The sequence below is a fragment of the Halomonas saccharevitans genome (assembly GCF_900116405.1).
GTDB lineage: Bacteria > Pseudomonadota > Gammaproteobacteria > Pseudomonadales > Halomonadaceae > Halomonas > Halomonas saccharevitans.
The window spans coordinates 72,089-91,999 of the sequence record NZ_FPAQ01000010.1 but is presented as its reverse complement, the minus strand read 5'-3'; the positions used below and the strand labels follow the sequence as shown (position 1 = coordinate 91,999).

General features: G+C 68.8%; 20 protein-coding genes. 8 read left to right on the top strand and 12 right to left on the bottom strand.

Annotated features, from left to right (window positions below):
- Together BM388_RS06730 and BM388_RS06725 are read left to right on the top strand one after the other, a co-directional pair.
- Positions 1 to 346: IS30 family transposase (locus BM388_RS06730; protein ID WP_139233902.1), on the top strand; the 346-nt coding region annotated here is incomplete at its 5' end.
- A 144-nt stretch (positions 347 to 490) separates the two neighbouring features.
- Complete coding sequence (locus tag BM388_RS06725; protein ID WP_089848469.1) at positions 491 to 1,147, top strand: histidinol-phosphatase; 657 nt, start codon at positions 491 to 493, stop codon at positions 1,145 to 1,147.
- 88 nt (positions 1,148 to 1,235) lie between these two features.
- On the opposite strand, the gene BM388_RS06720 is transcribed toward BM388_RS06725, so the two are convergent.
- Both BM388_RS06720 and rsd read right to left on the bottom strand, forming a co-directional pair.
- Complete coding sequence (locus tag BM388_RS06720; protein WP_089848467.1) at positions 1,236 to 2,210, bottom strand: malate dehydrogenase; 975 nt, start codon at positions 2,208 to 2,210, stop codon at positions 1,236 to 1,238.
- Positions 2,211 to 2,452: 242 nt separating this feature from the next.
- On the bottom strand, positions 2,453 to 2,953 hold the full coding sequence (rsd, locus tag BM388_RS06715) for a sigma D regulator (protein ID WP_089848465.1): 501 nt from the start codon (positions 2,951 to 2,953) through the stop codon (positions 2,453 to 2,455).
- A gap of 330 nt (positions 2,954 to 3,283) precedes the next feature.
- On the opposite strand from rsd, the gene BM388_RS06710 reads away from it, so the two are divergent.
- Genes BM388_RS06710 through BM388_RS06690 form a run of 5 tightly spaced genes read left to right on the top strand, consistent with a single transcriptional unit; the run spans position 3,284 to position 7,864 of the window.
- Positions 3,284 to 4,441, top strand: a complete 1,158-nt coding sequence (locus BM388_RS06710) for an ABC transporter substrate-binding protein (protein WP_089848463.1) — start codon at positions 3,284 to 3,286, stop codon at positions 4,439 to 4,441.
- A 60-nt stretch (positions 4,442 to 4,501) separates the two neighbouring features.
- Positions 4,502 to 5,422, top strand: coding sequence for a branched-chain amino acid ABC transporter permease (locus tag BM388_RS06705; protein ID WP_089848461.1), 921 nt, complete (start codon positions 4,502 to 4,504; stop codon positions 5,420 to 5,422).
- A 40-nt stretch (positions 5,423 to 5,462) separates the two neighbouring features.
- Positions 5,463 to 6,446, top strand: coding sequence for a branched-chain amino acid ABC transporter permease (locus BM388_RS06700; protein ID WP_089848476.1), 984 nt, complete (start codon positions 5,463 to 5,465; stop codon positions 6,444 to 6,446).
- Positions 6,439 to 7,182 (top strand): ABC transporter ATP-binding protein, encoded by a 744-nt coding sequence (locus tag BM388_RS06695; protein ID WP_089848459.1) that lies wholly within the window; start codon positions 6,439 to 6,441, stop codon positions 7,180 to 7,182. Before BM388_RS06700 ends, BM388_RS06695 begins: the two co-directional genes overlap by 8 nt.
- Position 7,183: 1 nt before the next feature.
- Complete coding sequence (locus BM388_RS06690; RefSeq protein ID WP_089848457.1) at positions 7,184 to 7,864, top strand: ABC transporter ATP-binding protein; 681 nt, start codon at positions 7,184 to 7,186, stop codon at positions 7,862 to 7,864.
- 11 nt (positions 7,865 to 7,875) lie between these two features.
- Here the strand turns inward: BM388_RS06690 and BM388_RS06685 are convergent, their stop codons facing one another.
- The 9 genes from BM388_RS06685 to yrfG form a co-directional block, all read right to left on the bottom strand.
- The gene (locus tag BM388_RS06685; RefSeq protein ID WP_089848455.1) at positions 7,876 to 8,724 is read right to left on the bottom strand and encodes an alpha/beta hydrolase; all 849 of its coding nucleotides are present in this window, start codon (positions 8,722 to 8,724) and stop codon (positions 7,876 to 7,878) included.
- 9 nt (positions 8,725 to 8,733) lie between these two features.
- The gene (locus BM388_RS06680; RefSeq protein WP_089848454.1) at positions 8,734 to 9,270 is read right to left on the bottom strand and encodes a disulfide bond formation protein B; all 537 of its coding nucleotides are present in this window, start codon (positions 9,268 to 9,270) and stop codon (positions 8,734 to 8,736) included.
- Positions 9,267 to 10,901: a glutamate--cysteine ligase gene (gene gshA, locus BM388_RS06675; RefSeq protein ID WP_089848452.1), complete on the bottom strand. Its 1,635-nt coding sequence runs from the start codon at positions 10,899 to 10,901 to the stop codon at positions 9,267 to 9,269. Before gshA ends, BM388_RS06680 begins: the two co-directional genes overlap by 4 nt.
- Before the next feature lie 87 nt (positions 10,902 to 10,988).
- Complete coding sequence (locus tag BM388_RS06670; protein ID WP_089848450.1) at positions 10,989 to 13,337, bottom strand: Tex family protein; 2,349 nt, start codon at positions 13,335 to 13,337, stop codon at positions 10,989 to 10,991.
- Between the two features lie 56 nt (positions 13,338 to 13,393).
- Complete coding sequence (gene msrB, locus BM388_RS06665) at positions 13,394 to 13,891, bottom strand: peptide-methionine (R)-S-oxide reductase MsrB (RefSeq protein WP_089848448.1); 498 nt, start codon at positions 13,889 to 13,891, stop codon at positions 13,394 to 13,396.
- Between the two features lie 93 nt (positions 13,892 to 13,984).
- The gene (locus BM388_RS06660) at positions 13,985 to 15,553 is read right to left on the bottom strand and encodes a phosphoenolpyruvate carboxykinase (protein WP_089848446.1); all 1,569 of its coding nucleotides are present in this window, start codon (positions 15,551 to 15,553) and stop codon (positions 13,985 to 13,987) included.
- Positions 15,554 to 15,831: 278 nt separating this feature from the next.
- On the bottom strand, positions 15,832 to 16,707 hold the full coding sequence (gene hslO, locus BM388_RS06655; protein WP_089848444.1) for an Hsp33 family molecular chaperone HslO: 876 nt from the start codon (positions 16,705 to 16,707) through the stop codon (positions 15,832 to 15,834).
- A 122-nt stretch (positions 16,708 to 16,829) separates the two neighbouring features.
- Positions 16,830 to 17,216 (bottom strand): RNA-binding S4 domain-containing protein, encoded by a 387-nt coding sequence (locus tag BM388_RS06650; protein WP_089848442.1) that lies wholly within the window; start codon positions 17,214 to 17,216, stop codon positions 16,830 to 16,832.
- Positions 17,209 to 17,928 (bottom strand): GMP/IMP nucleotidase, encoded by a 720-nt coding sequence (gene yrfG / locus BM388_RS06645; RefSeq protein ID WP_089848440.1) that lies wholly within the window; start codon positions 17,926 to 17,928, stop codon positions 17,209 to 17,211. Before yrfG ends, BM388_RS06650 begins: the two co-directional genes overlap by 8 nt.
- 148 nt (positions 17,929 to 18,076) lie before the next feature.
- On the opposite strand from yrfG, the gene nudE reads away from it, so the two are divergent.
- Positions 18,077 to 18,682: an ADP compounds hydrolase NudE gene (nudE, locus tag BM388_RS06640; protein ID WP_089848438.1), complete on the top strand. Its 606-nt coding sequence runs from the start codon at positions 18,077 to 18,079 to the stop codon at positions 18,680 to 18,682.
- Positions 18,683 to 18,746: 64 nt separating this feature from the next.
- On the opposite strand, the gene BM388_RS06635 is transcribed toward nudE, so the two are convergent.
- Positions 18,747 to 19,853: an oxidoreductase gene (locus BM388_RS06635; RefSeq protein ID WP_089848436.1), complete on the bottom strand. Its 1,107-nt coding sequence runs from the start codon at positions 19,851 to 19,853 to the stop codon at positions 18,747 to 18,749.
- Between the last annotated feature and the right edge of the window lie 58 nt (positions 19,854 to 19,911).

The window sequence follows — 19,911 nt, the reverse complement described above, 5'->3', positions numbered from 1 at the left end:
CCTACTGAAACCTCGTCGGGGCGCGGTCCAGACCATCACGCTGGACAATGGCTCCGAATTCGCCGAGCACCAAGCCGTGTCCAAGGCAGTGACAGCAGCGACATACTTCTGTGATCCCTACTGCTCCGGGCAGCGTGGGACCAACGAGAACACCAATGGCCTGATACGGCAGTACTTTCCCAAGGGAACGGACTTCCGCCAGGTCACCGATGCCGAGCTTCGCAGGGTGCTCAGGAAGCTGAATGACCGCCCTCGAAAACGGCTCGGCTATCGGACACCGGCACAGGTATTCCTGGGGGAATACTCAGGAGCCCTGGATACCGCAGGTGCTGCACTTATTGCTTGAATTCAGGATACAAGCCTTAGCCAAGCGGCCAACCCGCCCGGCTCAGGCGCTCGAAGCGCGTCATCGCTTCTGCCATAATCGATGTCCTTGCCGTGACCGCACCGCGCGCGTCCATCCAAATCAACAACACCCGAGGGGAACGCAGTGAGCCTGGCCATCTTCGACCTGGACAACACGCTGCTGTCGATCGACAGCGACCATGCCTGGGGCGAGTTCCTGCTGGAACAGGGAGCCGTCGACCCGGTCGCCTACCGGGAGGCCAACGACCGCTTCATGGCCGACTACGAGGCGGGCACCCTGGACATGCAGGCCTTCCTCGAGGTAGCGCTGCAGCCGCTGGCGGCAAACAGTCCCGAGCAGCTCGCCTCCTGGCACCAGCAGTTCATGGCGAGCAAGATCGAGCCGCACATCCTCTCCCGGGGCGAGGAGCTGGTGGCACGCCACCGCTCGCGCGGCGACACCCTGATGATCATCACCGCCACCAATCGCTTCATCACCGGCCCCATCGCCGAGCGCCTGGGCATCGACGAGCTGATCGCCGTGGAGCCCGAGAAGGTCGACGGCCGCTATACCGGTCGCGCGCTGGGCATCCCCAGCTACCGCGAGGGCAAGGTCCAGCGGCTCGAGGCATGGCTCGCCGACCGCGACTTGACCCTGGACGGCAGCTGGTTCTACAGCGATTCCCATAACGACCTGGCACTGCTCGAGGAGGTCGAGCACCCGGTGGCGGTGGACCCCGACCCGAGCCTTCGCGAGGTGGCCGAGGCCCGCGGCTGGCGCATCATCAGCCTGCGCGACTGAGCCGCTCGCCTCGACCATCCAGGCAATGCCCAGACGCAAAAAACCCCGCCGGCCGGCGGGGTTTTTCGTGTCGCGACAGAGGCGATGCTTAGCCCAGCAGGTGCTCGACGGCGGCGCGCTCTTCGCGCAGCTCGTTCTCGGTCGCCTGCATGCGGCCGCGGCTGAACTCGTCGATCGAAAGGCCCTGAACGATCTCGTACTGACCGTTCTTGCAGACCACCGGGTAGGAGTACATGATGCCCGGTTCGACGCCGTAGCTGCCGTCGGCGGGAATGCCCATGCTGACCACTTCGTCGGTGCCCAGCGCCCAGTCACGCATGTGATCGATGGCGGCGGAGGCGGCAGACGCCGCGGAGGAGGCCCCGCGCGCCTTGATGATGGCGGCGCCGCGCTGCTGCACGGTGGGGATGAAGTCGTTCTCGTACCACTCGCGGTCGACCAGCTCGAGGGCCGGGGTACCGGCGACCTTGCAGTGCGCCAGATCCGGGTACTGGGTCGCGCTGTGGTTGCCCCACACCACCATGGACTCGACGTCGGTGACGTGCTTGTCGGCCTTCTGGGCCAGCTGCGTCTTGGCGCGGTTGTGATCCAGGCGCATCATCGCGGTGAACTGACCCGCATCCAGGTCCGGCGCATTGCAGGAGGCGATCAGGGCGTTGGTGTTGGCCGGGTTGCCGACCACCAGCACCCGCACGTCGCGGCTGGCGTGGTCGTTCAGCGCCTTGCCCTGAACGGAGAAGATCGCGGCGTTGGCCTCGAGCAGGTCCTTGCGCTCCATGCCCGGACCGCGCGGACGCGCGCCGACCAGCAGGGCGAAATCGGCATCCTTGAAGGCAACGTTGGCGTCGTCGGTGGCCACGATGTCCTGCACCAGCGGGAAGGCACAGTCGTTGAGCTCCATCACCACGCCGTTGAGGGCGTCCATGGCCGGGGTGATCTCCAGCAGCTGCAGGATGACCGGCTGGTCCTTGCCGAGCATGTCGCCGGAGGCGATGCGGAAGGCGAGGGAGTAGCTGATCTGGCCGGCAGCACCGGTGATGGCAATACGGACGGGGTCTTTCATGGTGGCTCCTTGGGTTGTCAACGCGCGGGTTGTCGCCGTGAGGATAAGCCCGGTGGACCGGCTGCCCACCCTGGCCGGAATGCGAACCGCCAAGATGTTATGCCTGCACTGCACAAAACTCAATTCGACCTGCGGCTAGGCCCGCCGAGTGAGCCTTACCGCCGAGAAACGACAAGACCCCATGGGACACGACATCCCATGGGGTCTTTTGGTGCCACGCACCGGCAACGCCATCGAGCCGCTCAGGCCCGGGAGTCGGCCTCGGTGCGAATGGCATCGGGCGAGTGGGCCGCGTGCAGCCGGGCGATCAACTGATCCTCGAGCTCGAAGCGTTCGCCGAGCCCCTTGGTGAGGCGATCGATCCAGGCCGGCAACCGCGCGAGGTGCTGTTCGCAGCGCGCCGAGGAGGCGTAGTCCTCGTCGAAGGCGAGCACCAGCTCGGTGGACATCTCGAGCCGCTCCATCAGCCGGTCGGCCAGCGCCAGGGCGGGCTCGTCGTCGAAGGCACGGGCCTCCTCGCGCAGCTGCGGATAGATCTCGAAGTGGCCGGCGCTGATGTAGTCCATCAGCAGCTCGCTGAAGGCATCGATATGGGCCTTTGACACCGCCTCCAACTCGGCATCGCAGGATGCCTTGAGATCGACGAAGTGGACCAGCAGCGCACGACGCGCCTCGAGCCAACGATCGATCAGCTGGTGGACACCACCCCAGCGTTCCTGGGCATTCGTGCAATCTTCCAGCATGGACACCTCCCTTGCTCGACGGCCGGTAGCGACGGCATGCGCGGCCCGCGAGACACCAGACTCGCGCCTGCCGATGACGGTGTCAATCCTGGGGCGTCGGTCGAGGCGATCCTTGTGGCGCCCCCGGCAGCCCGCCGGCGCAGAAGCGCGGTGGCAAAGCGATAGCACAGCGTGGAGAGGCCGCCGGCGCTTTCATAGTACGGTACCGAGACGAGCGACAGGGTATCGACCTAAACGACAAAGCGGCGAGATATTGCCGGCACCGGCGCAGCGAGCTCGCGGTGCGGCCTCTTCCGGCATGAACCCATCAGGACACCAGAGGGCATTTCCATGAACAAGCTGACCCGCGCCGGCCTCGGCCTGCTGATGACGACCGCCGTGGCCACGGTCCAGGCCGAGGAAGTCCGGATCGGCATGATCACCACGCTCTCGGGCGGCGGCTCGCATCTCGGCGTCGACGTGCGCGACGGCTTCATGCTCGCCATCGACCAGGCGGCGCGCGACGACATCGAGGTGCTGATCCAGGACGACGCCCGTCGCCCGGACCTCGCCAAGACGCTCTCCAACGAGTTCATGCAGCGCGATGAGGTCGACATCATGACCGGCATCATCTGGTCCAACCTGGCCATGGCCGTGGTGCCCTCGGTGGTGCGACAGGGCACCTTCTACCTCTCGCCCAATGCCGGCCCCTCGGCGCTGGCCGGTCGCCTGTGCCACGAGAACTACTTCAACGTGGCCTACCAGAACGACAACCTGCACGGCGCCATGGGCGCCTACATGCGCGAGCAGGGCTTCGAGCGCCCGCTGCTGATGGCCCCCAACTACCCCGCCGGCACCGACGCCCTGGCCGGCTTCAAGCACCTCTATGAGGGCGAGGTGGATGGCGGCGAGGTGGTCGACGAGCTCTACACCCAGCTCGGCCAGACCGACTACGCCGCCGAGATCGCCCAGATCCGCGCCAGCGAGGCCGACAGCCTGTTCTTCTTCCTGCCCGGCGGCATGGGCATCTCCTTCATGAAGCAGTGGCAGAACTCGGGCGTCGAGATGCCGGTGTTCGGCGCGGCCTTCTCCTTCGACGAGATCATCATCCAGGCGGTCGGCCAGGCGGCGATCGGCGCCATGAACACCTCAGAGTGGGCCTACGATCTGGACAACGCGGCCAACCGGGCCTTCGTCGAGGCCTTCCGGGCGGCCCACGAGCGCACCCCGACCCTCTACGCGGCCCAGGGCTACGACACCGCGCGCCTGATCCTGAGCGCCCTGGACGAGGCGCACCCCGACGACCAGGACGCCTTCCGCGAGGCCCTGCGCGCGGCCGATTTCGCCTCGGTGCGCGGCGACTTCCGCTTCGGCCCCAACCAGCACCCGATCCAGGACATCTACGTCCGCGAGGTGGTCGAGGGCACGGACGGCAAGCCCACCAACCGCCTGGTCGGCCTCGCCATCGAGGACATCCAGGACGTCTACGCCGAGCAGTGCCGGATGTGATCCCGCCCCCGGGCCGCTCGCGGCCCGGCTCCCCCGCTTCCCGACCCTGGACCTTTTGACGTGAGCGCGACCCTGCTGATCGAGCAACTCATCAACGGCCTGCAGCTCGGCACCATGCTGTTCCTGATGGCCAGCGGCCTGACGCTGGTGTTCGGCGTCATGGGGCTGATCAACCTGGCCCACGGCTCCTTCTACATGGTCGGCGCCTACGTGACCGCCCTCACTACCGCCTCGACCGGCTCCTTCCTGCTGGGCCTAGCCGCCGGCAGCCTCGCGGCCGCCGCCGCGGGCGCCGTGGTGGAGCTGCTGGTGATACGTCGCCTCTATCACCGTTCGCACCTGGATCAGGTGCTCGCCACCTTCGCGCTGATCCTGATCTTCTCCGAGGGCACGCGCTGGCTGTTCGGCTCCTCGCCGCTCTGGCTCAGCCCGCCGGAATGGCTTGCGGGCTCGGTGGCCCTGCCCGGCGGCGCCCGCTATCCGGTCTATCGGCTGATGATCATCGCCGTGGGGGTGCTCATCGCCGCCGGCCTCTACCTGCTGATCTCGCGCACGCGCCTGGGCATGCGCATCCGCGCCGGCGAGAGCGATCGCGAGATGATCGGCGCCCTGGGCATCGACATCCGCCGGCTCTACACCCTGGTGTTCGCCCTGGGAGCCGCCCTAGCGGGGCTCGCCGGCTCCCTGGTGGGGGCGCTGCAATCGGTGCAGGTGGGCATGGGCGAGCCGGTGCTGATCCTGGCCTTCGTGGTGATCGTGATCGGCGGCATCGGCTCCATCAAGGGCGCGCTGCTGGGGGCGATCCTGGTCGGCGTGGTGGATACCCTGGGACGCATCTTCCTGCCGGCGCTGTTCGGCCTCTTCATGAGCCCCTCCGAGGCCGCCGGGGTGGGCACCGCCCTCGCCGCCATGCTGATCTACATCCTCATGGCCGTCATCCTCGCCTTCAAGCCGCAGGGACTCTTCGCCGCCCATGACTGAGCACTCGACCGAGCGTCCCCACGACACCGCCGCCGCTCCCATGGGCGCCCCCCGCCTCGGCCGCCAGGGGCTGGTCCACGTCGCTCTGCTGACGCTGACCCTGCTGGCTCCGCTAGTGGCCCATCTGCTGGGCGAAGCCTACTACGTCAACCTGGCCACCCGCATCGTGCTGGTGGCGATGGCGGGGGTGGGGCTCAACCTGGCGCTCGGCCATGGCGGCATGATCAGCTTCGGGCATGCCGCCTACTTCGGCGTGGGCGGCTACGTGGCGGGCATCAGTGCCTATCACGCCTTCGACGGCAGCCTGCTGATGGGCCTGCCCGGCAGCGACGACATGCTGGTGATATGGGCGGTGGCGCTACTCGCCTGCGGCCTGCTGGCGCTCGCCATCGGCGCCGTCTCGCTGCGTACCTCCGGGGTCTACTTCATCATGATCACCCTGGCCTTCGCCCAGATGGTCTACTACTTCGCCAACTCCTGGCCGAGCTACGGCGGCCAGGACGGCCTGCCGATCTACCTGCGCAACGGCCTGCCGCTGATCGACAGCCAGGATCCGCTGAGCTTCTTCCTGGTCTGCTTCGCCCTGCTGCTTGCCGCCATGGCGATCACCGCGCGGCTGATGGGGTCGCGCTTCGGCGCCGCCCTGACCATGGCGCGGCTCAACGAGACGCGCCTGGCGACCGCCGGCATCTCGCCCTACCCCATCCGCCTCACGGCCTTCGTCATCTCGGCCATGATCACCGGGCTCGCCGGCGCCCTCTACGCCGACCTCAACGGCTTCGTCAGCCCCGCCATGCTCAGCTGGCATTTCTCCGGCGAGCTGATGGTGATCGTCATCCTCGGCGGGGTCGGTCGCCTCTTCGGGCCGCTGGCCGGCGCCATCGTCTACGTGCTGATGGAAACCCTGCTGGGCGGGCTGACCGAATACTGGCTCTTCTTCCTCGGCCTGGTGCTGCTCGGCGTGGTGCTCTTCGCCCGGCAGGGCGTGATCGGCTGGCTCGCCGGGGGGACGCCGCATGGCTGAGACGGTGCTGTCGATCGAGGGCCTGCACAAGCGCTTCGGCGCCCTTCAGGCCACCCATGATGTCTCGCTGACGCTGCGCGCCGGCGAGATCCATGCCTTGATCGGCCCCAACGGGGCCGGCAAGTCGACCCTGATCGCCCAGATCGCCGGCAGCCTCAGGCCCGACGCGGGGCGCATTCGCCTCGCGGGGCGCGACATCACCGGCCTGGGCGTCGCCGCGCGGGCCCGCCTCGGCCTGGGTCGGAGCTTCCAGGTCTCGTCGCTGGCCGAGCCGCTCAGCGCCCTGCGCAACGTGATGATCGGCGCCCAGGCGCGGGCGGGCCACAGCTTCCGCTTCTGGCGGCCGGTCGCCCGCGATGCTCTCCTGCTGGCCCCCGCCCGCGAGGCGCTCGAACGGGTGCACCTGGGCCACCGCGCCGACACCCCGGTCGCGGCGCTCTCCCATGGCGAGCGCCGCCAGGTGGAGGTGGCCTGTGCGCTGGTGCTCGAGCCCCGCGCGCTGCTGCTCGACGAGCCGATGGCCGGCCTCGGGCCCGAGGGCTCGGCGCGGCTCACCGAGCTACTCGAGACCCTCAAGCGCGAGGTGCCCATCCTGCTGATCGAGCACGACATGGACGCGGTCTTCCGGCTGGCGGACCGGCTCTCCGTGCTGGTCGACGGCCGCGTCATCGCCCACGGCGACGTCGAGGCCATCCGCCGCGACCCGCGCGTGCAGGCGGCCTACCTGGGAGACTGAGATGCTCACGATCACCGACCTCGAGACCTGCTACGGGCCGTCCCAGGCGCTGTTCGGCGTCAGCCTCCACGTCGAGGCCGGCGAGATGGTGGCGCTGATGGGCCGCAACGGCATGGGCAAGACCACCACCATCCGCTCGCTCTTCGGCCTGACCCCAGCGCGACGAGGCCGCATCGAGTTCGAGGGGCGGGACATGCGACGCCTGCCGGCCTTTCGCATCGCCCGACGCGGCCTGGGGCTGGTGCCGGAGGGGCGCCGCTGCTTTCCCAACCTCTCGGTGCGCGAGAACCTCGTCGCCACCGCCCGACCCGGGCCCTGGGACCAGGCAGGCGTCGAGGCGCTCTTCCCGCGGCTGGCCGAGCGGCGAGCGCAGATGGCCGACACCCTGTCCGGCGGCGAGCAGCAGATGCTCGCCATCGGCCGGGCGCTGATGACCAACCCCCGCCTGCTGGTGCTCGACGAGGCCACCGAGGGCCTGGCCCCGGTGATCCGCCAGGAGATCTGGTCGGCGCTACGCCGGCTCAAGGCCGAGGGTCAGTCGATCCTGATCGTCGACAAGTCGCTCGGCGAGCTGCTGCCGGTGGCCGACCGCTGCACCATCCTGGAGAAGGGCCGCACGGCCTGGACGGGCCGGCCGGAGGCCTTGGACGAGTCGCTGCGCGCGCGCTACCTGGGGGTGTAGACCGCGCGCCATCAGCGATGGAAGGCGACGATCTCGTCGACTAAGCGCCCGCCGGGGCGATAGTGATCGAGGATCGAGAAGTGATCGTCGCCGGGCAGCAGCGCGCTGTCGACCGCGCATCCCTGCCCGCGCAGGTGCGCGGCCTGGGCTGCCATCTGGCCGGCGAACGCCTCGGGCTCCTCGCCCCCGGCGACCAGCTTCACTCTGGCCGGTGATCGGCACGGCTGGCGCACGGGGCTATAGTCGATCACGTCGCGGTCGGTGAGCCGGAGCTTGGGCTGCAGCCAGGAGCGGGGAAAGGGGGCGAGGTCGTAGAGGCCGCTGATCGACAGCGCCCCGCGGATCAGGTCGCGGGGCAGGCCGTACTCCTCCTCCCAGCGGGTGGCGAGCAGCATGGCGCAGAGGTGCCCGCCCGCGGAGTGGCCGGAGACGCTGAGCCGGCCCGGGTCCACGCCGAGCGAGGCGCCGTGGCGATGCATCCACGCCACCGCCGCGCGGCTCTGGCGGACGATTTCACCGAAGCGCACCTCGGGACAGAGCGCGTAGTTGACCACCGCCACGCTGATGCCCGCGGCCACCAGGCCGTCGGCGACGAAGCCGAACTCGTCGTGGCTCAGCGCGCGCCAATAGCCGCCATGCAAGAACAGGTGCACCGGGCCGCCCGGCTCACTGCCGGGGAAGACGTCCATGCGCTCGGCCAGCGTCGGCCCGTAGGCCACGTCGGGGATCAGGCGCAGGCGCTCGCGCGACCGGGCGCTGCGCGAGCGCCAGTCGGCGATCAGGGCCTCGCCATCGCGGCCCCGCATGGGGTCGTAGGCCCGGTCGATCTCCTCCCGGGTCGCCGGATGGCGGACGCTCACGCGGATCGCCTAGCCGGCCCAGTGGTAGCCGCCACGCGTCCGGTTGGCCGCGAGCAGCAGGCCCAGCGGGACCAGCGCGAGGATCAGAAAGCCGACCAGGGTCCAGCCGGGCAGCGAGAGGCCCAGCACCCGGATGCCGATCTCGGCGCACTCCCCGGAACCGGAAAGCACCTGGGACAGCACCTGCTGCCAGGGCAGGATCTCCATCATGTAGTCGAGCCCCGGGCCGCAGCTCGGCACCTGGTCCGCCGGCAGCGACTGCAGCCACAGATGACGCCCCGCCACGGCGATGCCGCCGCCCACGGCGGCAAGCGACAGCAGGCCGTAGAGCACCGCCCCCAGCCGCCCGACGGGGTTGTGGATCGCAGCCACCAGGAACACCGCGGCGGCGGCCAGCACCGCGAGGCGCTGGAGGATGCAGAGCGGGCAGGGCTCCAGGCCGACGACATGTTCGAGCGCGAGGGCCACGCCCATCATCAGCACGCAGAAGGCGAGCCCGGCGAGACTCCAGGCGCGCACGTCCAGGCGCCGCAGATCGTCGATCATGAGCGCTCCCCCGCCTGCAGGGGGGTGACGCTTCGGACCTCGCGGGCGCGCTCGAAGTAGCGGGCCAGGAAGGTATCGAAGTCCTCCTCGTCAGCGGCCTCGAGGTCCGCCTGCTGGTCGCGGGAACTCGCCACCAGTTCGTCGAACAGGGCCTCCCGGGCCGGGTCCATGGGAGTATCGCGAAAGCCCTCGGCCTGTTCACGAGCGAGGCCGAGCATGGCCTCGAGGAAGGACTCGCCGGTCGACTCGAGACGAGCCAGCAGCCGCCCGGAGGGCGTCAGGGCCGGATCCTCCAGCAGCGGCGTCAGGGCGGCCAGGGCCTCGCCGTGGGGCTCGCCCTCCTCCAGCCGGTCGAGCAGCTCGGCCACCGGGACCATCTCGGCGAGTATTTCTCCGCCCCAGTCGGCGATGGAGCGATGCCGGCCGTCCTGAAGCAGGCGCAGGGCCGGGTCCCGGCCGCGCTCGACCACCAGGCGACGGTTGTCGTCCAGCCGATCGCACTCGTCGTCGGGGATCCACGGGCTCTCGCTGAGCAGGCACCACATCAGGAAGGTGTCGAGGAAGCGGATCTGGGTCTCGTCGACGCCCAGCGGCAGGAAGGGATTGAGGTCCAGGCAGCGCACCTCGATGTACTCGACCCCGCGGGCCTCCAGCGCCTGGCTGGGGGTCTCGTCGTGGCGCGCCACCCGCTTGGGGCGGATATCGCTGTAGTACTCGTTCTCGATCTGCAGGATGTTGGCGTTGAGCTGGCGCCACTCGCCACCCTCGTCCACGCCCAGCCGCCGGTAATCCTGCCACGGGGTGGCGATGGCGTGACGCAGGGTGTTGACGTAGTTGGAGAGCGAGTTGAAGCAGATCTTGAGCTGCTCCTGGACCTTGTTCTGGTAGCCCAGATCCGACATGCGCAGGCTGGTGGCATGGCGCGACACCAGGGTGCTCTCGCCATGGGGCGCGAGCTTCTCGGGCACCCGGCCGTCCGGGAGGAAGCTGCGATCGAGCGCCGGCGAGGCGCCGAACAGGTAGAGCAGCAGCCAGCTGTGGCGACGGAAGTTGCGGATCAGGCCGAAGTAGCGCGCCGAGCGGTAGTCCTCGAGAGACGTGTCGGTGTTGCCCTCGAGCTCGCGCAGCAGCTGCCAGAGATCATCGGGCAGCGAGACGTTGTAGTGCACCCCGGCGATGGACTGCATGATCCGCCCGTAGCGCAGGTCCAGCCCCTTGCGATAGACGGTCTTCATCACGCCGATGTTGGAGTCGCCGTAGTCGGCGATGGGCACGCTGTCGTTGCCGTCGAGTCGCGCCGGCATGCTGGCCGGCCAAATCAGCTCAGCGCCCAGGTGGCGGTAGCTGAAGCGGTGCAGGTCGGCGAGGAAGGCCATGGCATCGCCCGGCCGACAGTAGACCGGCGTGATGTACTCCAGCAGCGCCTCGGAGTAGTCGGTGGTGATGTGCGGATGGGTCAGCTTGGACCCCAGGGCGGCCGGATGCGGCGTGGCGGCGATGCGCCCCTCGCCGTCGACGCGCAGCCCCTCCTTTTCGATGCCGCGACGCAGTCGGCCGACGCGCCCCTGGTCGGCCAGCCCCTTGAGTCGATCGACGCGGGCGATAAGCGATTCGGACAAGTTGGTCACCATATGGAAAAAAGCGGGCGCCTGGGCGCCCGACAAGCATCAGATTAGGGCGCCGCCGCATGTCGCTTCAAGGGCAGCGGCGCGTCACGCTCAGCGACCCTTCTTGGCCTTCAGGAGCGCCGCGCCCAGGGCGCCCATCTGGCCGCCCTGCTCCGGGGCCTTGTTGCCGCGCCCCCCCTTGCCGCGCGCCTCGCCGCCGCTGCGGCGGGCCTTGGTGGCGGGCCGGTCGTCGCCCTGGGCCTCTTCCGGCTGATCGCTCAGCCGCATGGTCAGGCCGATGCGCGAGCGAGGAATATCCACGCTCATCACCTTGACCCGGACGATATCGCCGGCCTTGACCACGCTGCGCGGGTCCTCGACGAAGCGCTCGGAGAGCGCCGAGATGTGCACCAGGCCGTCCTGGTGCACGCCGATGTCGACGAAGGCGCCGAAGTGGGTGACGTTGGTCACGCTGCCCTCGAGGATCATGCCCGGCTCGAGATCCTTGAGCGTCTCGACGCCCTCGCGGAACTCGGCCGCCTTGAACTCGGGGCGCGGGTCGCGGCCCGGTTTGTCGAGCTCGGCGAGGATATCGCTGACGGTGGGCACGCCGAAGCGCTCATCGGCGAACTCGGCCGGCTTGAGCGACTTGAGGGTGGCGCTGTCGCCGATCAGCCCGGCCAGCTCGCGGCCGCTGCGCTGGGCGATGCGCTCCACCAGCGGATAGGCCTCGGGGTGAACGGCGCTTGAGTCCAGCGGGTTGTCGCCGTTCATGATGCGCAGAAAGCCCGCACACTGCTCGAAGGTCTTGGGGCCCAGGCGGCTGACGTCGAGCAGCGCCCGACGGCTGGTGAAGGCGCCCTCGGCGTTACGCCGGGCAACGATGTTGTCGGCCAGCGCCGTGTTGAGGCCGGCGACCCGGGAGAGCAAGGCGCTCGAGGCGGTGTTGAGGTCCACCCCCACGGCGTTGACGCAGTCCTCGATCACCGCCTCGAGGCTCTTGGAGAGCTGCAGCTGGGAGACGTCGTGCTGGTACTGGCCCACGCCAATGGACTTGGGTTCGATCTTGACCAGCTCGGCCAGCGGGTCCTGCAGGCGCCGGGCGATGGAGACCGCGCCGCGGATGCTGACGTCGAGGTCCGGGAACTCCCGGGAGGCGTATTCCGAGGCGGAGTAGACCGAGGCGCCCGCCTCGCTGACCATCACCTTGGCCAGTCGGTGCGTCTCGGACATGCCCTTGACCAGCTCGCCGGCCAGGCGGTCGGTCTCGCGGCTGGCGGTGCCGTTGCCCACGGCGATCAGCGCCACGTCGTGCTTCTTGACGAGCCGCGAGAGCTCGGCCAGGGAGGCCGCCCAGGCGTTGCGGGGCGCATGGGGATAGATGGTGGCATGCTCGAGGAACTGGCCGGTGGCATCGACCACCGCCACCTTGCAGCCGGTACGCAGGCCCGGATCGATGGCCAGCGTCGCCTTCTGTCCCGCCGGGGCGGCCAGCAGCAGATCCTTGAGATTGGCGGCGAAGACCTCGATGGCCTCCAGCTCGGCGCGCTCGCGCAGCCGCCCCATCAGCTCGGTCTCGAGGTGGGTGTAGAGCTTGACGCGCCAGGTCCAGCGCACCACCTCGGCGAGCCAGCGGTCGGCGGGACGCCCCTGGTCGCTGATCGAGAAGTGCTTGGCAATGGCCACCTGGGCCGGATGGATCGGCGCCTCGTCCTCACCGGGCAGGCGCAGGGTCAGCGCCAGCACGCCCTCGTTGCGGCCGCGGAACATTGCCAGCGCGCGGTGCGACGGCACCTTGGCGAGCGTCTCGTCGTGCTCGTAGTAGTCGGAGAACTTGGCACCCTCCTGCTCCTTGCCGGCGATCAGCCGGGCACAGAGCTCGCCCTCGCTCCATAGCCGCTCGCGCAGGCGCCCCACCAGTTCGGGGTCCTCGGCGAAGCGTTCCATGAGGATCTGCTTGGCGCCATCCAGGGCCGCCTTGGCGTCCTCTACGGCGGGGATGTCATCCTCCGCGGCACGAAGGTACTTGGCCGCCTCGATCTCGGGGGTGAGGGTCGGGTCACCGAGCAGCGCCTCGGCCAGCGGCTCGAGGCCGGCCTCGCGGGCGATCTGGGCCTTGGTGCGACGCTTCTTCTTGTAGGGAAGGTAGAGGTCTTCCAGGCGCTGCTTGGTGTCGGCGGCGCGGATGCTGTCGGCCAGGGCGTCGGTCAGCTTTCCCTGCTCGTCGATCGCGGCGAGCACCGCCCCGCGGCGCTCCTCGAGCTCGCGCAGGTAGGCGAGCCGCTCGTGGAGCTGGCGCAGCTGGATGTCATCCAGCCCGCCGGTGACTTCCTTGCGGTAGCGGGCGATGAAGGGCACGGTGGCCCCGCCATCCAGCAGCTCCACCGTGGCCGAGACCTGCGGCGGACGGACGGCGAGTTCCTCGGCGAGGCGGGCAATGATCTTGTCGTGTGCGTCCATGAAATCCTTGGCAATCAAACGTCCAGACGATCACGACAAGGTATCACACTCGAGATTCAGGCGGGGACGAATCGCAGCGCCAGGCCGTTGTTGCACCAGCGCAGGCCCGTCGGCTCGGGGCCGTCCTCGAAGATGTGGCCCTGGTGGCCGCCGCAGCGAGCGCAGTGGTATTCGGTGCGCGGGAAGACCAGGAAATAGTCGACGCTGGTCAGCAGGTGGCCCTCGACATGCTCGAAGAAGCTCGGCCAGCCGGTGCCGGAGTCATACTTCATGTCGCTGGTAAATAGCAGCAGCTCGCAGCCGGCGCAGCGGTACTCGCCCTGGCGGGTCTCCTTGTCGAGCGGGCTCGAGTAGGCCGGCTCGGTGCCCGCCTCGCGCAGAATCTCGAAGCGGGCGTCGCTCAGCCGCTCACGCCACTCGGCCTCGGAGAGCTCCAGCACCTCGATGTCGTCGGCGCGGGTGAGGTCGGGCTTGGGACGCGCCAGTGCAAAGCCGGGCACCAGGCTCGCGATGCCGCCTGCACCGACCAGTCCGAGGAATTGACGTCGCTTCATGTGGGTCTCCGTCTGGCTACGAAAAGGGGGAAGGACTTGTGCCCTTCCCCCTTCAGACCGCCGGCCAGGCCAACGGTTCGCGATGGTCGGCCGTCAGATCAGGCTGGGGCCGGCCTTGACGATGGCCTCGTTGACGCCGTCGAACTTCTTGAAGTTGTCGACGAACTTGGCGACCAGTTCGCCCAGGTGGCGATCGTAGGCGGCCTGATCTTCCCAGGTCTCACGCGGGTCGAGCAGGCTGGAGTCGACGCCCGGCACGGCGGTAGGCACGGCCAGGTTCAGGCCCTCGACCATGCGCGTCTCGACGTCGCGTAGCACGCCGGACTGGATGGCGCTGATGATGGCGCGGGTGGTCGGAATGGAGAAGCGCGCGCCGCCCTCGCCGTAGGCGCCGCCGGTCCAGCCGGTGTTGACCAGGTAGACCTGGGCATCCTGCTCGGCCACGCGGCGGATCAGCAGATCGGCGTACTCGCGTGCCGGGCGCGGGAAGAACGGCGCGCCAAAGCAGGTGGAGAAGGTCGCCTCGAGGCCGGCCGAGGAGCCGACCTCGGTGGAGCCGACCTTGGCGGTGTAGCCGGAGAGGAAGTGGTAGGCCGCGGCTTCCTTGGAGAGCACGGAGACCGGTGGCAGCACGCCGCTCATGTCGCAGGTCAGGAAGACGATGGCGTTGGGCTCGTCGGCGCGGTTCTCGGCCACGCGCTTCTCGACGTGCTCCAGCGGGTAGGCGGCGCGGGAGTTCTGGGTCAGGCTGTCGTCGGCGAAGTCCGGCTGGCGACGGTCGTCGAGGACCACGTTCTCCAGCACGGTGCCGAACTTGATGGCGTTCCAGATGATCGGCTCGTTCTTCTCGGAGAGGTCGATGCACTTGGCATAGCAGCCGCCCTCGAAGTTGAAGACGGTGCCCGGGCCCCAGCCGTGCTCGTCATCGCCGATCAGGAAACGCGCCGGATCGGCGGACAGGGTGGTCTTGCCGGTGCCGGAGAGGCCAAAGAACAGCGTGGTGTTGCCGTCCTCGCCCACGTTGGCGGAGCAGTGCATCGGCAGCACGTCGGCGGCCGGCAGCAGGAAGTTAAGCACCGAGAACATCGCCTTCTTCATCTCACCGGCGTAGCGCATGCCGGCGATCAGCACCTTCTTCTGGGCGAAGTTGAGGATCACGCAGCCCTCGGAGTTGGTGCCGTCCCGTGCCGGGTCGCATACGAAGAAGGGGGCGTTGAGGATGGTCCACTCGTCCTTGGCCGAGGGATTGAAGGCCTCGGGGCGCACGAACATGGTGCGGCCGAACAGGTTGTGCCAGGCGGTCTCGGTGGTGACGCGCACCGGCAGATGGTGGACCGGATCGCTGCCCACGTGCAGCTCGGAGACATAGGACTCGCCGCTGCCCAGGTACTCTTCGACGCGAGTCCAGAGCGCATCGAAACGCTCCGCCGGGAAGGGGCGGTTGACGCTGCCCCAGTCGATCTGACCGCTGGTGCTCGGCTCGTCGACGATGTAGCGATCCTTGGGGGAGCGACCGGTGCGCGCGCCGGTATTCACCACCAGGGCACCGTTGGCGGCCAGGCGACCTTCCCCGCTGGCCACCGCCCGCTCGATCAGCTCGGCGCTGCTGAGGTTGACGTGGGAAGTGGCGGCTTGCTGGGGGGCGGCTTGAGTCGTGGTCATGTCATTTCCTGGGCCTTGCGGCCGCTTCTCTCTCGTGTGCCGGGCGTCGGTGACGCAACGTGGGTCGTGCCAGATCGCCGCGTGCGGGGTGTGCCCGTCTGTTCGCTGGACGATCGAACCGGAAAATCGGCGTCATTATGGCAAAAAGCCGGCCGCCAGGAAACGCCGTTCTTGGGCGGAGTTCTTGTAGTTTTACTACTACATCGGCGCCGTTCACTACATCTCACTCCAATATTCCGTACTGCAGCGCAGCACGGAATGCGCCGACGGACGCCTGTTCAGTGCAGCGTGGGCGATGCTCCCTCGGGATCGTCCAGCATCGCCTCGATCTCGGCGGCGGTGAACGGATAGCGGGTGTGGCAGAAGTGGCACTGGGTCTCGATGCCGCCCTGCTCGGCCAGCACCTCGCGGAGCTCCTGCGCCCCCAGCCCCAGCAGGGCGCCGGCGATACGCTCTCGAGAGCAGGTACAGCCGAAGTAGAGCGCCTTGGGATCGAAGACCCGCACTTCCTCCTCGTGATACAGCCGACGCAGCACCTCGAGCGGCTCGAGGCCCAGCAGTTCCTCGTTCTTGAGCGTCTCGGCCAGGTGCACGGTGCGCTCCCAGGCATCGTCGTCCTGGTTGAGCGATTCGTCGGGCAGGCGCTGCAGCAGGAGCCCGCCGGCCCGCTTTCCGTCGGCGCAGAGCCACAGCCGGGTGGGCAGCTGCTCGGACTGGGCGAAGTAGGCGCCCAGGCAGCCCGCCAGGCTGTCGTGCTCCAGGGCCACGATCCCCTGATAGCGCTGGCCATCGGTGGGGTCCAGGGTGATCACGATCTGCCCCTCGCCCACCAGCTGGCGGAAATCAGCGGCGTCGCCGGGAATCGCGGCCTCCTCGTCCAGGCGGGCGATGGCGCGCAGCTCGCCGCCGGGATTGGATTCGGCCATCAGCAGAGAGAGCGCTCCCTGGCCGCGCACCTCGATGCTAAGGGTGCCGTCGAGCTTGACGGTGTCGGTGAGCAGCGCCACCGCACAGAGCAACTCGCCCAGCAGGTGGTTCACCGAACCCGGGTAGTCGTGACGCTCGAGCACCTCGGCATAGGCGCGCTCGAGGGTGACGATCTCGCCGCGCACGTTGGTGCGCTCGAAGAGAAAACGCTGAATCTGGTCGTTCATGTCGTCTGACACCTGAAAGATGAATAGCAAGGACGGGCGTGTGCAAATCGGGGTGGCCGGAGCCTGGAATGCCGAGACCGGGGCCTTCCGGTCATGGCGAGCGCCGGCCCCGGCGCGGCGGCTCACTCGCCGGAGCGTTCCTGGAAGCGCTTGATCTCGCGGCGCTGCTTCTTGTCGGGTCGCTTGAGCGGGTGCTGCATGGCCTGATTGGTCAGGCGTCGGGCCTCGGCTTCACGCTCGCGACGGGCGGCGCTCTCGGCGGTCTCGCGGTAGAGCGCGCGCGCCTCGGGGGCGCCGCGCCGCTGGCCGGAGAGATCCACCACCTCGACCTCCAGGGTGTCCCAGCCCTGGGGGACGCGGATCAGCGCGCCGACCTCGACGCCCTTGCTGGTCTTGGCCCGGGCGCCGTTGTACTGGACCTTGCCGCCCTCGATGGCCTTCTTGGCAAGCGCCCGGGTCTTGAAGAAGCGCGCCGCCCAGAGCCACTTGTCGAGCCGCACGCTATCCATGGCGCTCTCCAGGACCTGCTTCAGGATCTGCGTCAGGGCGCTCTCCCGAGACGGGCGGTCGCTCCTCGGGCAGCAGGTTGGCGAAGCGATCCAGGGCGATGAACTCCTCGAGCTCCTTCTCGGGCCGGCGGCTGTCGGGCTGCTTGATGCCCAGCAGGTGGCGGATGCCGAACTCGCGGGCGCTCTCGAGCACCGAGGCGTTGTCGTCGATGAACAGCGTCCGCTCGGGATCGAAGGGTTCCTGCTCCTGGAGGGCGAACCAGAAGGCCTGCTCTTCCTTGGGAACGCCCAGGTCCGCCGAGGAGACGATGGCGTCGAGGTACTCTTCCAGCCCGGTCAGCGGCAGTTTGAGCGCCAGGCTCTCGCGGTCGGCGTTGGTGGCCAGCACGACCCGGGGGTGAGCCGCCTTCAACCACTGCAGGAAATCCAGGGCGTCGCTGCGCAGGCCGATCAGGTGCTGCACCTCGCGCTTGAGGGCGACCACGTCGACCCCCAGCTCGCGGCTCCAGTAGGCCAGGCTGTACCAGTTGAGGGTGCCCTGCTCACGGATGATCCGCGCGCGAATCTCCTCCTGGGTCGATTCGTCCAGGCGGTGCAGCTCGACGTAGCGCCGCGGCAGGTGCTCGAGCCAGAAGTGGCTGTCGAAGTGCAGGTCCAGCAGGGTGCCGTCCATGTCCAACAGGACGGTATCGATGGCGCGCCAGTCGATCATCGCTACTCCGGGAGTGAGTCGGGGGCGGTTGAGACGTAGTATTGTATCGAATCGCCAGGCATGACGCATATCGACCTCCCAGCCCTCGGGCCTTGGATATCGCGCGTCATCGCCGCTGCCACACGCTCCCGCCACACGGAGTCTTGCCATGTCAGACCCGCACGATACCTCCCGGCCCTGGCCCACCCGGCCGCAGATCCTCGACCGGCGCAGCGTGGCGCGCAGTCGCCTGTTCCACGTGGAGGAGCTGGACCTGCGCTTCGCCAACGGCGCCGAGCGCACCTTCGAGCGGCTGATCGGGACCGGCCAGGGCGTCGGCGCCGTGATGATCGTGGCCATGCCGGACCCGGAGCACGTGCTGCTGATTCGCGAATACGCCGCCGGCTTCGAGGACTATGTGCTGACCCTGCCAAAGGGGCTGGTCGACCCCGGCGAGGATCTCGTCACCGCGGCCAACCGCGAGCTGATGGAGGAGTGCGGCTTCGGCGCCCATCGCATCGAGCCGCTGATCGAGCTGTCGCTGGCGCCCAACTACATGCGCCATCGCATGCAGGTGCTGCTGGCCACCGACCTCTATCCGAAGCGCCTGCCCGGCGACGAGCCGGAGCCGCTGATCGTCGAGACCCACGCCATCGACGAGCTCTCGGGGCTGCTGGCGCGGGAGGACTTCCACGAGGCGCGCGCCATCGCGGCGCTCTACATCGCCAGGGACAAGCTGCGCAGCGACGCCCCGGACGACACCGGGCTCTGGTGAGCCCGGAAGGTCCTCGAGCAAGACCGCCCGGCCGGAACGACCGGGTGGTTCCGGACCTTCCCCGCTAGCGGCTGTGCAGCCGGCGCAGCTTGCTGCCGCTCTCCTTGAGCTTCACCCAGCGGCCCTGTCGATAGCTGTCTAGCCCGGTCTCCAGCAGGGTCATCACCTCCAGGGCCGATTCTCCGGTCACCGGCGGCGGCGCTCCCTCGAGCAGCGCGCGGACGATACCGGCGTAGTAGGTGCCGTAGTCGCCCGGCACGGCCGGCGCCTCGCGGCTCGCCAGGGTGACCGTCTCGCGATTGCCACCGCCCTCCCCTGGCGCCTCGTCCAGGGTGAGGGTGCCGGGCGAGGGATCCACGCCCCAACCCGGTGTCGGCGACTGCCCCGCCTTGAGCCACCCCTCCTGAGGGTCCAGGCCGTACTTCACGAAGCTGCCGCGGGTGCCATGCACCCGGAAGCGCGGCGTCGGATCGGCCACCAGGGAGCTGGCCTGCAGGGTCACCCGCAGGTGGTCGTACTCCAGCAGTGCCAGGAAGTCGTCGTCGACCTCGGCTCCCTCGCGGGCGGTGGCGAGCTCCAGCAGGATCGCCCTGGGCATGCCGAAGAGCTCATGGACCTGATCGAGCAGGTGCGGCCCCAGATCGTACCAGATGCCGCTGCCGGGCTTGTGGCGATCACGCCAGCGGTCGGTGACCCGGGGACGGAAGCGATCGAAGCGCGACTCCAGGGCCACCACCCGCCCCAGGGTGCCCTCGTCGATCAGCGCCTTGAGGGTCAGGAAGTCGCTGTCCCAGCGGCGATTGTGGAAGACGCTGAGCAGGCGATTCGCCCCGTCGGCCTGCGCCTTGAGCAGGCGCGCCTCGGAGGCGGTGACGCAGAAGGGCTGGTCGATCACCACGTGCTTGCCGGCGTTGAGGGCGGCCTTGGCCAGCGGGAAGTGGGTCTCGTTGGGGGTGGCGATCACCACCAGGTCGATGTCGCGGCGCGCCAGCAGCTGGGCGAGCTTGGGTAGCACCTCGACCGCCGGATGATCGGCCTGGACCCGCTCGGGATGCGTGCTGACCACGCTTGCGAGCTCCAGCCCCGGCGCCGCCTGGATGAGCGGCGCATGGAAGGTGCGTCCGGCCGTGCCGTAACCCACCAGACCAACGCTTACCGTCTGTGTCTTCATGGTGCTGGCTTCCCTGCTGATGACACGGGCCCCAGCGCCGGCCGGGGTGCGCATGCGG